Origin of the sequence: Mycobacterium sp. TY815 (genome assembly GCF_030755135.1) — a bacterium.
Classification (GTDB): Bacteria; Actinomycetota; Actinomycetes; order Mycobacteriales; family Mycobacteriaceae; genus Mycobacterium.
On record NZ_JAUFRX010000001.1, the window covers coordinates 3394501 to 3413087 of the forward strand.

The window sequence follows — 18587 nt, forward strand, 5'->3', positions numbered from 1 at the left end:
CACTGAATGCACCGCCGCGTCATTGGAACTGGCGGAACCGCTCGAGATAGTCCACCCAGTTCCACGTCGAGAGAAACCTCTGCGCCGATTCGTAGCCCTTGTTGTAGAGCGCTTCCGCGTCCTTGCGCGAGATGCTGAAATCCAGGAAATTCACCGCGGTCGAGTCGACCCGGATGGCGCGGGCGCTCACCCATGGCTGGTTGAGGTAGGTCTGGTCATGCCCGACGAACATGGTCGTGATCAGCTGCTCGAGCAGCACCGACGGCGGACCGAGCAGTCGCAACGCACCGACCCCGGGAATCAGCTGCTCGTTCCCCTGGGGTAACTCCGGCACCACCGTGATGCCGAAGGTGGGCCAGCGCGGCGATTTGCAGTCCGGCCGGTCGAAGGAGTCGATAGGAAAATTGGACAGGACACCGCCGTCCACCAGGGTGGAGGTGCGCCCGGCCGCACTGGTCAACGTGACCGGCCGGAAGAAGAACGGGATCGACATCGATGCGCGCACCGCGTCGGCCACCGATTGTTCGTCGGGATCGAGTCCGTACAGCCGGCGGTAATCCCACGGCAGCCGCACCAGCTGACCGGTCGTCAGGTCGGCGACGGTGACCACCAGCCGGTAGCGCCGCTCGGCGGGCATCTGCCGGTCGCTCAATGCCAGATCGCCGAACGTCTGCACGCCCAGGTTCTTCAGCTCGCCACGGATCCATTCGTGTGCGAAATCGCCTCTGTACATGCCATTTTCGCGCAGCAGGCCCCACGCTGGGCCGACGACGGGCAGGTGCCCGACCGGGCCGGTATCGCGAAACTTCTCGTACGGCAGCGTCAGGGCGAGCTCTCTGATCTGACCGGCGCTCAGCTGGTCACCGTTGGACGCGGCTGCCAGGATCGATCCGACCAGCGACCCCGCTGAGACGCCGGAGACACGTTTGAGTGCGTACCCGGCCTCCATGACGGCGACCACGGCGCCGACCAATCCGACACCCTTGACGCCGCCGCCCGAGAGAACCATGTCGACGGGTTTGCGCCGTGCGGTGCCGCTCCGCTGCTGCGCCATCAGCGTCCTTTCACTCCTGCGCCGAAGTCCATTGGTAGGGAAGGAATTTCCCGTCGAAGGTCACCACCACCCGGTCGCCCGACTCATGCGACTTCTTCTGCAGGTCGAGGCTGAAGTTGATGGCGCTCATGATGCCGTCGCCGAACTGCTCGTGGATCACTTCCTTGAGCGCACCGCCGTAGACCTGGAGTGCCTCGTAGAACCGGTAGATGGTGGGATCGGTGGGCACCGCAGTGGGCAGGCCGCCCCGCATCGGCGGTGCCGCCAGGACGGGAATAACGGACTCTGCCAACCCGAGCATTTCGGCCAGGACTTTGCCCTCGTCCACAGGGATCGGGTGCTGGCCCAGTAGCGCCGACGTCGTCCACAGCAGCGGCCTGCCGATGGCGTCGGCCAGTTGCTGCCAACTGAGGCCCTTAGACAGCCGGGCGATGACGATCTGCTCGGTAATCTCGTTTCTGTTCATCAACCCAGCATGCACGCTTGAGGTGACAGCGCATGACTCGGCTCGTGCACGCATCACTCGACAAGTCGCCGAAGGTTTTTCAGGCTTTCAGCCAGTGAACGCCCCACCCAGCGCGATGCGACGCGGTCGGCGATCAGGCCGAGCAGGCCGCCTTCGGAGTTGTATGCCAGGCGGAACGTGACCGCGGTTCGCCCCGGCCCCGCATCGCGCAGCCGGAAGCGGCCGCGCTGGGTCACACCGGTGATGTTGATCCAGGCCAGATCGCGCGCGGTATCGAGCTCCACCACTTCGGCGATACCTCCCACCGGGATCGAGCCGATCTTCCACAACACCGTGTACCGGGCGCCGACCCGTACCGGGCCCTCGGTCAGCGTCTCCCAGCGCTCCAGATGAGCCAGGAAGGACGGATAGCGATCCGGATCGCTGAGCACCTTCCACACGGTGTCCCGATCGGCGTTGACGACGATCCGGCGTTCGACGCGCATCAGCCGATCACCGGAAATCGCCGCTCGGCGGCCAGCCGATCGACACCGGCCTGCAGGCTGGCGATCACTTCGTCGTACACGGCCTGGTCGTCATCGTGGACCTCGATCGGCCCTTGCACCTCGATGACGATCTTCGCGGGCAACGGGATGTGCCCCAGCAGGTCACTGACGTTCAGCCCCCAGGGGATCGCCAGCGAGACGGGCACACTCTTGAGCCGGATCAACTTGTCCAGCATCAGCAGTCTGGCCAGCCACTGCGCGCGTCCGAGGAACAACGCCGTCTCCTGGCCGCCCACGCTGGCCACCGGCACGATAGGCACGCCGGTTTCGCGGGCGAGCCGCACAAAACCCTTGCGGCCACCGAAGTCGACGACGTGCCGTTGCCACGACGGGCGAAAGACTTCGTAATCGCCACCGGGATACACCAATACGGCCGCGCCCGATTCCAGTGCCAGACGGGCATTTTCAGGGCTGGCGGCTACGGTGCCGAATTTGCGGAGCCAGCGCAACGGCGGATAGAGGGTGACCAGATTGTGCGCTAGTTGATAGAAGGGGCGCTCCACCCCGAAGTACGAGCAGAAGGCCAACGTGAAGACGAACGTGTCGGGCGGCACGTTGCCGCCGCTGTGATTGCCGACCAGCAGCACGGGCCCGGTCGCAGGTATGTGATCGAGACCGCGCACGTCGGCGCGGAAATACAACGAGGCCAGCAACCAGGTTCCGGGCAGCTGATCCCGGATGAAGTCCGGGTCGCGCTGGTCCAAATCCGCTTTGGGGACCCGGCCCATGATCTGCTTGCCGGCCCATTCAAGGGCATCACTGACGCCGCCCATCGCTCAAGCCTGGCACACGGTGAGCCGAGCAGCGTCACCAGCGGCCACGATGAATCACTTCGGCAAACGGCCGCCGGTTCGGTTTGCGGATCGGCGTCAACGGTCGGTCAGCGGGGTAGCCGACACCGAGCAGGTAGGCGACCAGGTGGTCGTCGGGAATACCGAGGATGGCGCGCGCCTTCTCCTGGTCTCCCACCGACGAATGACCGGTGCCGATGCCGAGGTCGGTGGCCGCGAGCATCATCGCCATCGTCGCTTGACCGACGTCATATTGATCGACGACTTTTCTGCGCTCATCCGGTGGAACGGGGATCACCAGAACGATCGCCGCCGCGGCGCCGGCGATATGGCCGGCACCCATCCACACAGTTGAGAGTTCTTGCAGCTGAGCGTGATCGGTGACGACTACGAAGTCCCAGGGCTGGCGGTTCTTCGCCGAGGGCGCCCGCCAGCCTGCCTCGACGATGCGCTCCAGGTCGGCGTCGGCGACCGGCTGCGCCGTGTACTGCCGCACGTTGCGCCGGGCGCAAATCGCATCCCAGGTCTCCATGACGTCCTCCCGTTTCCCACGATCAGCCCGCTCCCGCGCCCCCTTTGTACACCCGGAGCGCCGCCGGTGTCGGAGGGGCGGTCTAGGGTGGCCCGCAATGGCGCTTCATCTCCACCGTGCCGAACGGACCGATCTGCTTGCCGACGGTCTCGGCGCCCTCCTGGCCCGGCCGCTGCCCGACCCTTTTGCGCAAGAGCTTGTTCTGGTGCCGGCGCGCGGGGTGGAACGCTGGCTCAGCCAACGGCTGTCGCACCGGCTGGGCGTTACCCCGGATCGTGGTGACGGCGTCTGTGCGGGCGTGTCGTTCCGCAGCCCGGCCTCGCTGATCGCCGAGATATCCGGCACCGTCGAGGAAGACCCGTGGTCTCCGGATGCCATGACCTGGCCGCTATTGCAGGTGATCGACTCTTCGATGGCCGAGCCATGGTGCCACACCTTGGCAAAGCACTTGGGACACTTCGATATTGGCGACGAAGCCGACCTGCGCCGGGGACGGCGGTATGCGGTCGCGCGCCGGCTGGCCGGGCTTTTCGCCTCGTACGCCCGGCAACGGCCCGGACTGCTGATCGATTGGCTGGACGGCGACATCGACGACCTCGACGCCGACCTGCACTGGCAGCCGGAATTGTGGCGGGCGCTGGTCGCGGCCATCCCTGCAGATCCGCCGCACGTCCGGCACGGCAAGACACTTGCCCGGCTGCGCGAGGGGCCGGCCGCGCTACCGTCCCGCTTGTCTCTGTTCGGCCATACCCGGCTGGCGCACACCGATGTGGAGCTGCTGGAAGCGGTGGCCGTCCACCACGACTTGCATCTGTGGTTGCCGCACCCCAGCGACACGTTGTGGCAGGCGCTGAACGGGGTGCGCGGCACCGTGGCGCGGCGCGAGGACACCAGCCATCGGGAAGTCGGACATCCGCTGCTGGCGACGCTGGGACGGGATCTACGTGAGCTGCAGCGGAGCCTGCCGGCCGATCCCGCGACCGACGAGGCCCTCGGTGAGCCCGATCGCCGGGACACCTTGCTCGGCTGGCTCCAGGCCGACCTCGCCGCCAACGCTGCCCGGCCGCAGGGCCGCAGGCTGGCGGACGACGACCGGTCCGTACAGGTGCACAGCTGCCACGGGCCGGCCCGGCAGATCGACGTCCTACGGGAGGTACTGCTCGGCCTGCTCGCCGACGATCCGACGCTCGAGCCGCGCGACATCTTGGTGATGTGTCCCGACATCGAGACCTACGCACCGCTGATCGTCGCGGATTTCGGTCTGGGCGACGTGGTGGGCGGAGCACATCCCGGACACCGCCTGCGGGTTCGGCTCGCCGACCGCTCACTGCTACAGACCAATCCGTTACTGGGCGTGGCGTCGCAGGTGCTGGCCCTGGCCGGCGGCCGGGTCACCTCGAGTGAAGTGCTCAACCTCGCGCAGTCCGCCCCAGTGCGCGCCCGGTTCGGATTCAGCGACGACGATCTGGAGAACATCACCCGCTGGGTACGGCAGTCGAACATCCGGTGGGGCTTCGATCAGGAACACCGGATGCCGTTCGGGGTCGACTTCGTGCACAACACCTGGCGGTTCGGTCTCGACCGGGTGCTGGCCGGGGTCACCATGTCGGAAATGGCACACACCTGGATCGACTCGACGCTGCCCCTGGATGATGTCGGCAGCAACCGGGTCGAACTGGTCGGCCAGTTCGCCGAATACATCGACCGGCTGCAGCGGGTGGTCGACGCGCTGACCGGGGCGCGGCCCCTGCGCCAGTGGCTGACAGCCCTGGCCGACGGTATCGGGCTGCTGACCCACACCGGCGACGACGACGCCTGGCAGACCAACCAGCTGCAGCGCGAATTCGCCGACGTGCTGCGCACCGCCGGTGCCCGCGATCAGACACTGATGCGCCTGCCCGACATCCGCGCCCTGTTGCAGAGGCACCTTGCCGGTCGCCCCACCCGCGCCAATTTCCGCACCGGCACCCTGACGGTGTGCACGATGGTGCCGATGCGCTCCGTCCCGCACCGGGTGGTCTGCCTGGTGGGCCTCGACGACGGCGTCTTCCCGCGCCTCGGCGTCGTCGACGGCGACGACGCACTGGCCCGGCAACCGCGGACCGGTGAGCGCGACATCCGGTCGGAGGACCGCCAGTTGCTGCTCGACGCCATCGGGGCGGCAACCGGCAATCTGGTCATCACCTACACCGGCGCCAACGAATACTCGGGCCAGCGCCGGCCCCCGGCAGTCCCGCTGGCAGAGCTGCTCGACGCCCTGGACACGACCACCGTCGAGCCGGTGCGTTCCCGGATCCTGGTCGAACATCCGTTGCAGCCCTTCGATGTTCGCAATGTGGAACGCGGTGCGCTGGTGCCCGGCGCGCCCTTCAGCTTCGACCCGACAGTGCTGCGCGCGGCTCGCTCCGCAACCGGCGAACGATCCGAGCAGCCGAGACTGATCAGCGGTCTGCTGCCGGCGCCACCGCCGGACGATGTCGCCCTCGCCGATCTCGTCGCGTTCTTCCGAGATCCGGTGAAGGGCTTCTTCCGGGCCCTCGAATACACGCTGCCGTGGGACGTCGACGGCGTCGAGGACGCCATGCCGGTCGACATCAACGCGCTGCAAGAGTGGACGGTCGGCGACCGGATGCTCAGCGACATCCTGGGCGGGCTGGCACCGGACGCCGCGCGGCAGGCCGAGTGGCGGCGCGGGACGCTGCCACCGGGTCAGCTGGGCTGGCGGAAAGTGACCGAGATCCGGGAGCAGGCCGCACTCCTGGCATCGGCGGCGCTGCGCCACCGCCGAACCGACAGCGCGACCTACGATGTCGACATCGATCTGGGCGGACGGCGCGTGACCGGCACCGTCTCACACGTGTTCGATGACCGCCTGGTGTCGGTGACGTATTCCAAACTCGATGGCAAGCACCTACTCCAGTCGTGGATTCCGTTGTTGGCGTTGCACGCTCACCAACCCGACCGCGACTGGTCGGCTTTCTGCATCGGCCGGCCGAAGCGGGGCACGACACCGCGCGAGGAACGTCTGGGACGCCCGGAGCAGGCCGCCCTCGAGGTGCTGCGAGATCTGGTGTCGATCTACGATGCCGGACGCCGCGAGCCAATCCCGTTGCCCATCAAGACGTCCTACGCCTGGGCAGTGGCGCGGCACAGCGGCGACGACCCGGTCCGGCAAGCGGATTACCGGTGGCGCAGCGGTCTTTATCCTGGGGAGGATCAAGATCCCGCGCAGGTACGGGCCTGGGGCCGCCACGCGAGGCTCAGCGATCTGATGCAACCGCTGCGCCCCGGTGAGCAACCCGCCGGAGAAGAGCACCGCCTGGGCGCCTTCGCCGTCCGGCTGTGGCTGCCGCTGTTGCAGGCCGAGATGCGCGCCGGACGGGGGCCGTCGTGATTCCACCGTTCGACCTCCTGGGTCCGCTGCCCACCGACCGGTCCACCACCGTGCTGGAGGCCAGCGCGGGCACCGGCAAGACGTTTGCGTTGGCCGGTCTGGTGACCCGCTACCTCGCCGACGGCCACGCGACGCTCGACGAGATGCTGCTCATCACCTTCGGCCGTGCGGCAAGTCAGGAGCTTCGCGAGCGGGTGCGCTGCCAGATCGTCGACGCGGTAGCCGCTTTCGCCGACCCGGCGATCGCCGACGGCAACGGTCTGGTGCAGCATCTGATCGACGGCACGGAGGAGCAACGCGACGCACGCAAGCAACGCCTGCGTGACGCTTTGGCGGGCTTCGACGCGGCCACTATCGCCACCACCCACCAGTTCTGCCAACTGGTACTCAAATCCCTTGGTGCCGCCGGTGATACGGATACCGGAGTCACGTTGCTCGAGGACCTCAACGACCTCGTCACCGAAATCGTCGACGATCTGTACCTGGTCCACTTCGGGCGGGACCGCGACGATCCCGCCCTGACTTACAGCGAGGCGCTGCGCATCGCGCGCACCGTCGTCGCCAACCCGTCGACCCAGCTGCGCCCGCGCGACCCGGAACCGGGATCGCGGCCCGCGGCCTGTTTGCACTTCGCGAAAGACGTTCTCGCCGAACTGGAAAAGCGCAAGCGACGTCGCGGGGTGTTGGGATACGACGACCTGCTCATCCGGCTGGCCGCAGCACTGGACACCGACGACTCGCCGGCCCGGGCCCGGATGCACCAACGCTGGCCCATCGTCATGGTGGACGAGTTTCAGGACACCGATCCGGTCCAATGGCAGGTGATCGACCGGGCGTTCAGCGGGCGGTCCACGCTCATCCTCATCGGCGACCCGAAGCAGGCGATCTACGCGTTCCGCGGCGGCGACATCGTCACCTACCTCAATGCCGCCAAGACCGCCGGGGACAAGCGCACCCTGGTGACGAACTGGCGCAGCGACAGCGCGCTCGTCGAGCGGTTGCAGGCCGTACTGCGCGGAGCCGAACTCGGTGACCCCGAGATCGTGGTGCACGACGTCGCGGCCTCGCACCGCGGTCATCGCCTCGCCGGCGCTCCGCACAACGAGCCGTTCCGGCTTCGGGTAGTGCGCCGAGCGACGCTGGGCCGCAAAGGTACCCAGAACCTGCCGATCGACGAACTGCGCGAACACATCGGCCGCGATCTCGCCGCCGACATCGGCGGGCTGCTGGCGAGCGAGGCGACGTTCGCCGGCCAGCCGCTGGAAGCCCGCGACGTCGCCGTCATCGTCGAGAGCCACAAAGACGCCCGCGCCTGCCACCGCGCACTGTCGGAGGCCGGTATCGCCGCCGTCTACACCGGAGACTCCGACGTATTCAGCTCCGAAGCCGCCGACGACTGGCTGTCGCTGCTGGAGGCGTTCGATCAGCCGCACCGCCCGGGCGTGGTGCGGGCGGCCGCGACCACCATGTTCTTCGGCAAGACGGCCGAAGACCTGACGGCCGGCGGTGACGCGCTCACCGACGAGGTCGCCGATACCTTGCGGGAGTGGGCCGACCACGCTCGCGAACGGGGCGTCGCCGCCATTTTCGAAGCGGCGCAGATGAGCGGCATGGCGGACCGCGTGCTGTCGTGGCACGGCGGAGAGCGGCACATGACCGACCTGGCGCACGTGACCCAGCTACTGCAGGAGGTGGCGCACCGCGAGCGCTATTCTCTGCCGGCGCTGCGTGATTGGCTGCGCGGTCAACGGGAGGAGCGGGCCGGCGCCACCGAACGCAATCGCAGGATCGACAGCGACGCCGCGGCGGTCCAGATCATGACGGTCTGGGTGAGCAAGGGCCTGCAGTATCCGGTGGTGTACCTGCCGTTTGCGTTCAATCGCAACGTGGGCGACCGCGACCTGGTGCTGTTCCACGACCGGGGCGAGCGCTGTTTACACATCGGCGGCAAGGACAGTCCCGACTTCGCCGCCGTGGAGAACCTGGGCCGCAAGGAAACGGCCAACGACGACAGCCGGCTGACCTACGTCGCGCTGACCCGGGCCCAGTCCCAGGTGGTGGCCTGGTGGTCACCGGCGCACGGCGAACCCAACGGCGGACTCTCCCGGCTGTTGCGTGGCCGGCGCCCCGGGGAGTCGACGGTTCCCGATCGCTGTGAACCGTTGAAGATCACCGACGACGAGGCCTGGGAGCGACTGCGGCAGTGGCAGGACGCCGGCGGGCCGGTCGTGGAAGAGTCCGTGATCGCGGCGGCACCAGCCGTGTCCGGCCACCCCACGCCGTCCGACCTCGGCACCCGGCACTTCCACCGCCCCATCGACACGGCGTGGCGGCGCACCTCCTACTCGGGCCTGATCCGCGTCGCGGAGCAGACCGTCGGCGTGTCCAGCGAGCCGGAGCTCACCGAGCTCGACGACGAAGTCCACGACATCCCGCTGATCGCCGCGGCATCCGCAGCTGCTGTGCCTTCACCCATGGCCGAACTCCCCACCGGTGCGCAGTTCGGCACCCTGGTGCATGCGGTGCTGGAGACCAGCGATCCGTTCGCGGGCGACCTCGCCGCGGAACTCGAGGCACAGATCGGTGTTCACTCGACCTGGTGGCCGGTCGATGTGCCCACACCGCAACTCGCCGCCGCGCTGGTCCCGATGCACGACACTCCCCTGGGTCCACTGGCCGCCGGGCTGACGCTGCGGCAGATCGGCCTGCCGGACCGGTTGCGCGAGTTGGACTTCGAGTTTCCACTGGCCGGTGGGGACGTTCGCGGCGCTAAGGTGGAGGTGCGGCTCTCCGACGTCGGGCGGTTGCTGCGCTCCCATCTCCCGGTCGACGACCCGCTGGCGTCCTACCCGGACCGGTTGATCGGCGACGCGCTGGGCGCACAGTCGCTGCGCGGTTACCTCAGCGGTTCGGTCGACGCGGTGCTTCGGGTTCCGCACGGTTCGGGTCACCGCTTTCTGGTCGTCGACTACAAGACCAACTGGCTCGGTGAGCCGGACCGGCAACTGTCCGCCGCCGACTACACCCCACATCGGATGGCCGAGGCCATGCTGCATTCGGACTACCCGCTGCAGGCGCTGTTGTACAGCGTTGTCCTGCATCGCTTTCTGCGCTGGCGGCAACCAGGCTACGAGCCGGCCCGACATCTGGGCGGTGTGTTGTATCTGTTCCTGCGCGGAATGTGCGGACCCGATACCCCGGTGATCGACGGCCATCCGGCCGGGGTGTTCAGCTGGGCCCCACCCGCGGAGTTGGTGACCGAGCTGTCCGATCTACTCGACGCCCGCAGGGCGGCGGCATGACGGCCGAGACGATCGATCCCGCCGACCGCCGGCTGGCCGTCAGTGCCACCGGACTGTTGCGCACCTTCAACGAGGCGGGCGTGCTCGAGTCCGCCGATGTGCATGTCGCACAGCGCCTTACGGCGATGGCACGAGAGTCTGACCCGTCGGTCGCGCTGGCACTGGCGCTGGTGGTGCGGGCACTGCGCGCCGGATCGGTCTGTGTGGACCTGCGGTCGGTCCAGACGCAGGTCGGCATCGCAGACCTGCCCTGGCCGTCGGCGCCGGAATGGCTCGCGGCGGTGCAGGCAAGTCCGCTGGCCGGCCAACCGCCGGTACTGCGTGTGTACGACGGCAATCTGCTTTATCTGGACCGGTATTGGCGCGAGGAGCAGCAGGTTGCCGACGACTTCTCGGCGCTGCTGTCCACTGCCGGGCGGTCGAGGGTACCCGACATCGACCGGTTGTTCCCGGCGGGCTACGAGGAACAACGGGAGGCCGCCGGCATCGCCCTGCAGCAGGGCCTGACGGTACTGACCGGCGGGCCGGGCACGGGCAAGACCACCACGGTGGCGCGGCTGTTGGCGCTGTTCGCCGAGCAGGCGGAGCTGGACGGCAAGCCACCGCTGCGCATCGCACTGGCGGCGCCGACCGGCAAGGCGGCCGCACGGTTGCACGAGGCGGTCCAGCTACAGGTGAACGAGCTGGACCCGGTTGACCGACAACGGATCTCGGGGCTTAGAGCGACGACACTGCACCGGCTGTTGGGCCCGCGTCCGGATACAGCGACGCGGTTTCGTCATCACCGGGGCAATAGATTGCCGCACGATGTGATCGTCGTCGACGAGACGTCGATGGTGTCGTTGACGATGATGGCGCGGTTGCTGGAGTCGGTGCGGACGCAGACCCGGCTGCTGCTCGTCGGCGACCCCGATCAGCTGGCGTCCGTGGAGGCGGGGGCGGTGCTCGCTGACCTGGTGGACGGGCTGGGGTCGCGGGCCGGCGCGCGGGTCGCGGCGTTGCTGACATCGCATCGATTCGGGGAGTCGATCGGTCAGTTGGCATCGGCGATCCGCGCCGGCGATGCTGATCTCGCGATCGACCTGCTGCGGGCGGGCGGCGACCACATCGAGTGGATCGACACCGAAGACCCGACCGACCAGCTCCGGAAAGTGCTTGTGCCACATGCCCTGGCACTGCGGCAGGCGGCATTGCTCGGTGACGCGAACGCCGCTCTGTCGACGCTCGATGAGCACCGGTTGCTGTGTGCGCATCGCCGTGGGCGCTTCGGCATCGGACATTGGAACCGACAGGTGGAGCGGTGGCTGGTCGAAGCGACCGGCGACCCGATCTGGTCTTCCTGGTACGCCGGAAGACCGGTGCTCGTAACCAACAACGACTACGGATTAGGTGTCTACAACGGTGACACCGGGGTCGCCTTTGTCGCTGGCGCGGGTCAGCAGGGCGCGCTTCGAGCGGTGATCGCCGGGGCTGACGAACTCCTCGAATTCGCGACCAGCCGGCTGTCCGATGTCGAAACGATGCACGCGATGACCATTCACAAGAGCCAGGGCAGTCAGATCGACGAGGTGACTGTGCTGATGCCGCCGGAAGATTCGCGGTTGCTGACGCGGGAGTTGTTCTACACCGCTGTCACGCGGGCGAAACGGAAGGTGCGGGTGATCGGTCCGGAGGACGCCGTGCGGGCTGCGATCCTGCGGCGGGCGGTGCGCGCCAGCGGTCTGGCGCGCCGTCTCCGCACCGCCGGAGTGGATTGAATCGAGCGACGGGCCACCTATCCGGCGCGTGGGACGAGCGAGACGCGAGCGATCGCGGCGAATACGCCGCAGGCCAGCGTTCCCAGGGCGACGATCAGGGTCGCGGCGCGGAACGACAGTTCTTGGACGAGGGCGCCGGCAAGCGGTGCGCCCGCCATCGCGCCCGCGCTGAAGCTCAGGTTGTAGGCAGCTGCGCTCATCCCTGGTTGCTGGAAACCTTGCGCCTCGAAAGCATCTGCCAGGGCCGGCAGGATTGTGGCTACCATCGCGCCGAGACCTGCCCCGAGTAGCAACAGTGCAAGCGCTTGGCCCATCAGCTGGGCCGATTGACCCAGGAGCACCAAACCGACGCAGACGCCACCCCAGCCCGCCGCCAGCGTCCGCGCGCGGCGCCGGCAATCCGACACTCGTCCCGCGCCCTGCGAACTTGCGACGAAGCCCGCCGTCGTGAGCGCGAACAGCAGGCCGATGGTGGTGCCCGGCAGACGAAGCCGAGAGCTGAGGTCGATCGGCAGTGTCGCTTCCACACCGCCCAGCGCAAGCCCGGCCGCGAGGCTGGCCACCAGCCACGGCACGGCGAGCAGCGGTAGCCCGCGCAGACCGAACCGAATGCGGCAGTCAGTCGGTGGCAGGCGGTGCGCCGTGGACGGCAGCACCAGGATCAGCAACCCCCCCGCCGCGCCGGCCAGCAATGCGCCGAGAACGAATGGCGCACGGGGACCGTGCATCTCGAGCAGCAGCCCGCCAACCACGGGACCGATCAACAGGCCGAGCGCTGTCCCGATGCTCGCGGTCGCGACCGCGCGGCCGCGCTGCTCGCGTGCGAACGTCTCGACGAGCGTGGCGTAACCGGCCACCCAGATTGCTGCCGCCCCTGCGCCCTGCAGCATCCGGCACATCACCAGGGCGGCCAGGTCGCCGGCCAATCCGAACAGGAATGTCGCCAGAGTCAGGACAACAGCGCCGGTGAGGAACACCCCACGCGTGCCACGCCGGTCGACGAGCCGGCCCGCGATCGGCGTCGCGATGAAGTAGGCCAGCCCGTAGCAAGCGAAGACCGTCCCCACCTCAAAGGATTTCAGCCCGGCGGGCGCAGCCAGAGTCGGCAGCACGGGCACGACGATGCCGTAGATCAACATGTCGACGAAGAACATGCTCGCGACCACGCCGAGCAGCAATCGCGAATTCACCCGGCGGCGGTGCCGGTTGCGTCCGCCGGGACCTTGATGAGGAATCCACGCCCTCACCCGGGCTTCCCGCAGGCTCATGAGCGGCCCGCGGTGGCTGCTACCAGCGCGGCGGCTTCGTGTCCGCTAGCCACCGCCAGCATGTCGCGCACAGCTCTGTCGACGGCGTCGCGAAACCGCTGTGCGGACGTGTCCGGGCAGGCCGCCGATGCACTCACCAGCAAGTAAGTCCGCTCGTCTCCGACGAAGGCGTAGGACACTCCGTAGCCGGTTTGCGACAGCGGCAGGAATCCCACCCCCCGCGACGATGTCTCAGGCCGCCAGGCTGCTGTTTGACGCACCGGCGACTGCGATGTCGAGAGCTCGAAAGGCAGGTTCCATGCCGTGGTGCGGAACAGCTCGACGTCCGCACCGCTCAGCATCGCCTCCACGAGAAGCCCGAAAAGGTGGCGGTCGCAGCCGCGGCCCCGCATCGCAGACATCCGGTACGCGCGGTGGGCGTCCAGCGCTGCACGCAACAGTCGTCGACGCCGCTCGCCGCAAGCTTCCGGATCCGCCATGGACTCGACGAATGCAATGCTTTCCGCGGAGGCCGAACGAAGGCACTCGGTCCTGCCCGCCGCGAACAGCCGCGTGGTGGCCGTCTGGTAGGCGAGGCATGGCTTTCGTTCAGGATGCAAACGCGCGTAAGCGAGCTGAAAAGCCAGCTGCAGAAAAGAGTCGGGCGAGCAATGCTGCGCCTTGATGGCCCCCGCACCGATAGCAAGCTCGCCCGCAGATACTTCGACGTCGGCGATAAGCCTTTTCGCCGTCGCCGCCGCCGACTGCAGGGCAGCACCGAGCGGTGACCCGGGAGCCACCTCGAAATCGAGATGGCGCAGCGGAACTGCCGCGGGAAGTGGCGATTCCGCAAACAGGCTCACGTGACTTCCCTCGTGCAGCAACATCTCCTCGAGCAAGAGTGTGACCGCCTCGCCGTCCCCCCGGCTGTGCTCCATCAGCCCGCCCATGCGCCCGTTACGGAACACGACCACCTCCATGCCCTTGTCGAGCCAGCGGTTCGCTCCGTTGCCACACAGCATCGCGCGCCCCAACGCACTCATGCCCTCGGGCGCCTCGTCGTCAAGCACAAGAATGAACAACGCCCTCTCAATGCGGTCGAGATTGTCCGCGTTGCGCCCGCCGCCCTCGACAATTTCCGCCCTCACCCGCGCCCAGACGTCGCGTTGTTGCAGGGTGAGCGCGGCGATCGGCGGGGCAGGTTCTCGTGCGGCTGCCAGCCGGCGGATCTCGGTCAGGACCGCGAGCAGTTCTGCGTACGAGATGTCGCGCGTGCCGTCGTCGAACAGCACCTCGACCTCGAAAAGGTGCCCGTCAACCAGCACGATGATGCAACGCTGATCATCGAAGCGCCGGATCGTGTCGACGTCATCGCCCGGCAGGCGGACGGTTGCGAAACAGCTGCGGAGCTGCTTCATGCACAACGGGACGACGCCGCGCACACGCTGCGGACGGATGCCACCATCGGCGATCCTGCGGCGCAACGCCAGCAACGCAGTGCCCATCATGGCGGCGCGCTGCAACTGGGAAACACCGGTTCGGGGCAACGTCGCCGCATCGAGCGCGTAGCCGACGCTATGAATCAGTGAACGGCGGTCGATGAGGTAGGCATAGCGTTCCCAATAGTCCGCCAGCCAATTCTCCTGTGTGGCATGGCGTTCCTGGAGCCGAGCCTGCAACCGTGCGACCACATCGCTGGCCCGAAAGTTGTCAACGGCCGCCCGGAGTTCGGCGCGGCCGGCGGCATCGAGGAGCGGATCCACGGAGGCCGTGAAGATGCGAAGCGTGTCATCGATCTTCGGAACCGGAAGGCGTGGCAACACCGGCTGAAACTGCTCGACCGAACCGGGTCCGTGCCGCTCGGCGCTCAGCGCGGTCACGGCAGCACCCCACATCCGTGCCCGGCGCGATTCGGGCGCGTCCATCCACCCCTGCCAGGTAAGCAGTTTGCCTAGCAACCATCGGCGCGTGCTGCCGTTCATGAGGCCAGCTCCGCTCTGGGCATATCACGTTGCGCGAGCCGACGTTTCAAGTAACTGTATTGATTCGAGACGTCGTCGGCGGTGAGGTAACAACCCTCCAAGACTCGTCGTGCAACACCGTCGTGCTGCCCGTAGGCCCGGCGCGCGTGCAACACGCGACGGTTGTTGAAGATGACGATCTCACCGGGGCTCAGCCGCAGCGCCAACCGTGGGCAGTCGTCAACGGCCGCCGCAAAGGTCCGGTAGGCCTGCCGGTAGCGCAGCTCGTCCTCGGGAGCGCCAGCGAAAGGCCCTTCGAATGGCGGCGCCCAGTTCAGGGCGACCAGATTGGCGTGATCGTCCAGCGCGAGATGGGTTTTCCGGACCACCATGAGTTGGTCGCGGTTGATCGTCGCGAATGTCGCCCACACACTGCAGAGGGTGGCGAAGTCCTCGGGCGCCTCGGCCCGCACGCGTTCGGCGGCCGCCAGCCCATCGCAGAACAGCGTCTCCCCGCCGTGGACCTCGGCGGCGAACTCGACGCAGTGCAGAAGTTGCAGCCCAGGCGGGGTCTCGTACGCACACAAGTCCTGATGGAAGGGAAGAACGTCCGAGGTGTACGCGATGTTGGTCGGCCTGTCCTCAACACGCACCAGCCAGGTGTCGCCATAGATCGTCGGCATCACCGGCGCGATCTGTGCGGCGGTCGGCCCGACGACGCCGATCCGGGCAGGAGCACCTTCGAGCACCAGAATCCGGTTGTCCGCCAAGGCGGCAAGCCATTCGAAGACTTCAGCGGGCTCGGGGTTCGGGCGCCACCGTCTGCGTTCGACCGAAAGCGTTGCCCGGCTGCCGAATCCGAAAGGGAGGGGTCGACTCCGCCATCTCACGAACTCCACCAGATCGTCCTCGGTGAAGACACTGCGATGCCCGTCCTCGAAGAGGATCTCCACGACACCGTCCCGGTCACGCCGGCGGATGTCGAACTGCTCGCAGTCACTCACCGGCATACCGGTGCGCTGCCCGCTCTCCGTTCGACAGAGCGCGCACGGGCAGTGATTCCGCAGCCACCATGAGCTCACCTCGGCCGATATCCCGTTGACACTCAACTGAACGGAACCCACGGAAGTACCTGCCAGGTAGACCTCACTGCCCATCACTATGGCCCTTCAATGCTCAGCGGCTCGGTATCGAGCAAGAGATCAGGCTGGATCGGGACATCGCCGTGCACGCTTCGTACTCGGTAGCTGAGACCGTCCTCCTGTTGCTGAAGGATCTGCTCGAACAACGCTTGGGGATGATTGTCCGCATCGGCGAGCAGCACGCGCGCCACATGCGGCCCGCGGCGAAGTTCAGCGCCCGCGATCAGGGCGTAGCTGAAAATGATCAGGCGATCGCGGGGCTCGCACAGCATTGCCCCGCCCCCGTTGGGGCACACCCGCAGTGACCCGCGGGCCGCGGGGAGGACGTACGTCGACCACCGGTTGCCGTTCTCCAGGTTTACGACGTCAACTTCTTCCAGCGGCAGCATCCCGACCTGCTCCATCAGATCCATGTCTACCGCGATGCTCCCGACATAGTCGCGCTCGCAATGCGTTACGCGAACCTGGTGCAGCTTCGCGCGCAACAGCCTGACGCTGCCCATCAGACGACGTCCCACGTATCGCCGGGCTTTTGGTAGGCAATGACGTTCATCGGCTCGTCACCGAAGATCTCGTAGGAGTCGCGCGCAACGGCCTGATATCCGAGTTCGGCGAGTGTGTCGCCAAGCGCCAGATTCGCGAGCAGGTAATCGACGCGGACGGCGATGACGATCAGACCCCCCGGTTGAAGTACCCGGTCCAGTGCTGCCAGGTCGGCCGGGTCGGCGTGGGCGAAGGTGAATACCCCGACTGCCACGATCGCGGCGAAATGCCGCTCGGGAAAAAGTCGCGGCGCCTCGTCCAGTGTCCCGTGCACCAGCCACCGGTACACCCGCTTGGCCTGTGCCAGGGCGAGCATCCCGCGCGAACGGTCGAGTGCCGTGAGGTCGAGGTATCCGAGCCTGCGCAGTTCCTCGCCCACCAGACCGGTGCCGGCGCCCGCATCGAGCACTGGGCCCGAGCCGGCGGGCAGACATGCGGCCAGCAAAGCCGCGGCGCGGCGCGGATTCTCCGGATATCCGTCGCGGAGGTCGGCGTCATAGCTTGGGGCCCACGCATCGTATTTCTGCTCGAGGGTCACCCGTCGGTCCGGCTGGTAGATCCACGCCAGTTTGTCGACGACCTTCTCGCAGAGAAAGAAACCCCAACCGACGTGCGCGCTGTCCACCACCTCCGGAACTCTGCGATAGACCCTCGACAGGCTCGGGCAGGACGCCTGCGCAAGGTCCGCAAGCAACTCGTAGCTCCGGGCGAGATGCGGGCTCAGATCCCGGGTTTCGTACACGACGAAGCCGTGGCGGGTGAGGGCGTCAACATAGTCGTCGGCCGAGAAGGTGGGCTCGAACAACAACCGGTCGTAAATCACCTCGCGCGCAAGTTCGCTTACCGGCGTTCGCGGTGTCACCAGATCGTCGAATGCGAATATGCCGCCGGGCTCGAGTACTCGCATCACCTCGGCGAGCGCCGTCTCCCGCGCATGCACGTGGTACAGCACGGCCTGGCTGAAGACGTGAGTGAACGCGCCGTCGTCGAATGGCAGCGCCGAGGCCGAGCCGACAGTGAACTCGAGCCGCAAATCGGGATTCGCCGCCGCCAGGCTGCGGGCGCCGGCGATCCGGACCGCACTCAGGTCGATGCCGGTGACGGTCGCACCGGTCTGCCGTGCAAGCCAGGTGGCGACGGCCCCGTTGCCACAACCCAGGTCAAGGACACGCGATGTGGAGCAGATTCCGGCGGCCTTCAGCATCTCCTCGTTCCACCGCTGGCAGCCGGTCAGGAAGTCGGTGCGGTCGTCCTGAAAAATGCCCCAGTGCAGGCTGCCGCCTGGATCCCAGAATCCGCGGTACTTCGCGTCCTCCGAATCGTAGAAGTCCCGCGTCATGCCCTCCGTGAAGCCGCATGCCAATCCCGCAGGCGTGCGATCAGTGACCAGACGCGCAGTTGTCGATTTCACAAGTCAGACCTACTTTCAGCCACCACGATCCCTGCTCGACAGGTTCGGTTTTAGGCGGTCATATTCAGGGCACGGCAATAACGAGCGTCAGGCTTCACATGAGGCGAAGTATTCGGAACAAAGAATCGCCTATCACTCCTCCGAGCCGAGCTGCATCTCCGGCCTATCCATTACCCCCAGCGCTTCACATAGCGATATCGACGGCACCAACACTCCACGTGATCCAGCCGGATATCGGAATAGCGAGGAATTGCTATGTCGAAGTCGATGCCACTGCCGCAAAACAACGCGGAGCGCACCGTAACGCAGCGCCACTGAACCGAGTAGTCCCGGATCGAAAAAGCAGCGCATGAACTCACCTATCGCGGTCCCGGAAGGCGAATCTGACGGCATCCCGGCACCTTGTCTGTTCTGGCAGGTTGCAATATCGATACCACCAACA

The 18587-nt window shown here is 67.1% G+C and carries 13 protein-coding genes; 3 read left to right on the forward strand and 10 right to left on the reverse strand.

Features of this window, described 5'->3' with window-relative positions; all coding sequences use genetic code 11:
* Positions 1-19: 19 nt before the first annotated feature.
* The 5 genes from QXK92_RS14670 to QXK92_RS14690 are packed head-to-tail and all read right to left on the reverse strand — an operon-like array spanning position 20 to position 3388.
* The gene (locus QXK92_RS14670; RefSeq protein WP_306242314.1) at positions 20-1054 is read right to left on the reverse strand and encodes a patatin-like phospholipase family protein; all 1035 of its coding nucleotides are present in this window, start codon (positions 1052-1054) and stop codon (positions 20-22) included.
* 10 nt (positions 1055-1064) lie between these two features.
* On the reverse strand, positions 1065-1520 hold the full coding sequence (cynS, locus tag QXK92_RS14675) for a cyanase (protein ID WP_306242315.1): 456 nt from the start codon (positions 1518-1520) through the stop codon (positions 1065-1067).
* Between the two features lie 53 nt (positions 1521-1573).
* Positions 1574-2005 carry an SRPBCC family protein gene (locus tag QXK92_RS14680; protein ID WP_306242317.1) on the reverse strand — a complete coding sequence of 144 codons (432 nt, stop codon included), beginning with the start codon at positions 2003-2005 and terminating at the stop codon, positions 1574-1576.
* Positions 2005-2838, reverse strand: a complete 834-nt coding sequence (locus QXK92_RS14685; protein ID WP_306242318.1) for a lysophospholipid acyltransferase family protein — start codon at positions 2836-2838, stop codon at positions 2005-2007. Before QXK92_RS14685 ends, QXK92_RS14680 begins: the two co-directional genes overlap by 1 nt.
* A 34-nt stretch (positions 2839-2872) precedes the next feature.
* A complete protein-coding gene (locus QXK92_RS14690; protein WP_306242321.1) occupies positions 2873-3388 on the reverse strand; it encodes a nitroreductase family protein in 516 nt (171 codons plus the stop codon).
* A 97-nt stretch (positions 3389-3485) separates the two neighbouring features.
* Between QXK92_RS14690 and recC the strand changes: the two genes are divergently transcribed.
* Genes recC through recD form a run of 3 tightly spaced genes read left to right on the forward strand, consistent with a single transcriptional unit; the run spans position 3486 to position 11841 of the window.
* Entirely contained in the window at positions 3486-6782 is a 3297-nt protein-coding gene (gene recC / locus QXK92_RS14695) for an exodeoxyribonuclease V subunit gamma (RefSeq protein ID WP_306242323.1), read from the forward strand.
* The gene (gene recB / locus QXK92_RS14700; RefSeq protein ID WP_306244436.1) at positions 6782-10084 is read left to right on the forward strand and encodes an exodeoxyribonuclease V subunit beta; all 3303 of its coding nucleotides are present in this window, start codon (positions 6782-6784) and stop codon (positions 10082-10084) included. Before recC ends, recB begins: the two co-directional genes overlap by 1 nt.
* Positions 10081-11841: an exodeoxyribonuclease V subunit alpha gene (gene recD, locus QXK92_RS14705; RefSeq protein WP_306242325.1), complete on the forward strand. Its 1761-nt coding sequence runs from the start codon at positions 10081-10083 to the stop codon at positions 11839-11841. The genes recB and recD overlap by 4 nt, the downstream gene beginning before the upstream one ends.
* A gap of 17 nt (positions 11842-11858) precedes the next feature.
* Here recD and QXK92_RS14710 read toward each other — a convergent pair whose 3' ends face one another.
* The 5 genes from QXK92_RS14710 to QXK92_RS14730 all read right to left on the reverse strand — a co-directional run bounded on the left by QXK92_RS14710 (position 11859) and on the right by QXK92_RS14730 (position 18073).
* Positions 11859-13019 carry an MFS transporter gene (locus tag QXK92_RS14710; RefSeq protein WP_306242327.1) on the reverse strand — a complete coding sequence of 387 codons (1161 nt, stop codon included), beginning with the start codon at positions 13017-13019 and terminating at the stop codon, positions 11859-11861.
* A gap of 86 nt (positions 13020-13105) precedes the next feature.
* Positions 13106-15070, reverse strand: a complete 1965-nt coding sequence (locus QXK92_RS14715) for a choline/carnitine O-acyltransferase (protein WP_306242329.1) — start codon at positions 15068-15070, stop codon at positions 13106-13108.
* Positions 15067-16206: a TauD/TfdA family dioxygenase gene (locus QXK92_RS14720; protein ID WP_306242331.1), complete on the reverse strand. Its 1140-nt coding sequence runs from the start codon at positions 16204-16206 to the stop codon at positions 15067-15069. Before QXK92_RS14720 ends, QXK92_RS14715 begins: the two co-directional genes overlap by 4 nt.
* A gap of 2 nt (positions 16207-16208) precedes the next feature.
* On the reverse strand, positions 16209-16676 hold the full coding sequence (locus QXK92_RS14725; protein ID WP_306242333.1) for an aspartate 1-decarboxylase: 468 nt from the start codon (positions 16674-16676) through the stop codon (positions 16209-16211).
* 17 nt (positions 16677-16693) lie between these two features.
* Positions 16694-18073 (reverse strand): methyltransferase domain-containing protein, encoded by a 1380-nt coding sequence (locus QXK92_RS14730; RefSeq protein WP_306242335.1) that lies wholly within the window; start codon positions 18071-18073, stop codon positions 16694-16696.
* Between the last annotated feature and the right edge of the window lie 514 nt (positions 18074-18587).

What these genes read in the sequence shown, in the direction of transcription:
- QXK92_RS14720 (WP_306242331.1), bottom strand. Translation starts at nt 16,206, where the DNA reads ATGGGCAGTGAGGTCTACCTGGCAGGTACTTCCGTGGGTTCCGTTCAG.
- QXK92_RS14670 (WP_306242314.1), bottom strand. Translation starts at nt 1,054, where the DNA reads ATGGCGCAGCAGCGGAGCGGCACCGCACGGCGCAAACCCGTCGACATG.
- recD (WP_306242325.1), top strand. Translation starts at nt 10,081, where the DNA reads ATGACGGCCGAGACGATCGATCCCGCCGACCGCCGGCTGGCCGTCAGT.
- QXK92_RS14690 (WP_306242321.1), bottom strand. Translation starts at nt 3,388, where the DNA reads ATGGAGACCTGGGATGCGATTTGCGCCCGGCGCAACGTGCGGCAGTAC.
- recC (WP_306242323.1), top strand. Translation starts at nt 3,486, where the DNA reads ATGGCGCTTCATCTCCACCGTGCCGAACGGACCGATCTGCTTGCCGAC.
- QXK92_RS14730 (WP_306242335.1), bottom strand. Translation starts at nt 18,073, where the DNA reads ATGACGCGGGACTTCTACGATTCGGAGGACGCGAAGTACCGCGGATTC.
- QXK92_RS14715 (WP_306242329.1), bottom strand. Translation starts at nt 15,070, where the DNA reads ATGAACGGCAGCACGCGCCGATGGTTGCTAGGCAAACTGCTTACCTGG.
- QXK92_RS14685 (WP_306242318.1), bottom strand. Translation starts at nt 2,838, where the DNA reads ATGGGCGGCGTCAGTGATGCCCTTGAATGGGCCGGCAAGCAGATCATG.
- cynS (WP_306242315.1), bottom strand. Translation starts at nt 1,520, where the DNA reads ATGAACAGAAACGAGATTACCGAGCAGATCGTCATCGCCCGGCTGTCT.
- QXK92_RS14680 (WP_306242317.1), bottom strand. Translation starts at nt 2,005, where the DNA reads ATGCGCGTCGAACGCCGGATCGTCGTCAACGCCGATCGGGACACCGTG.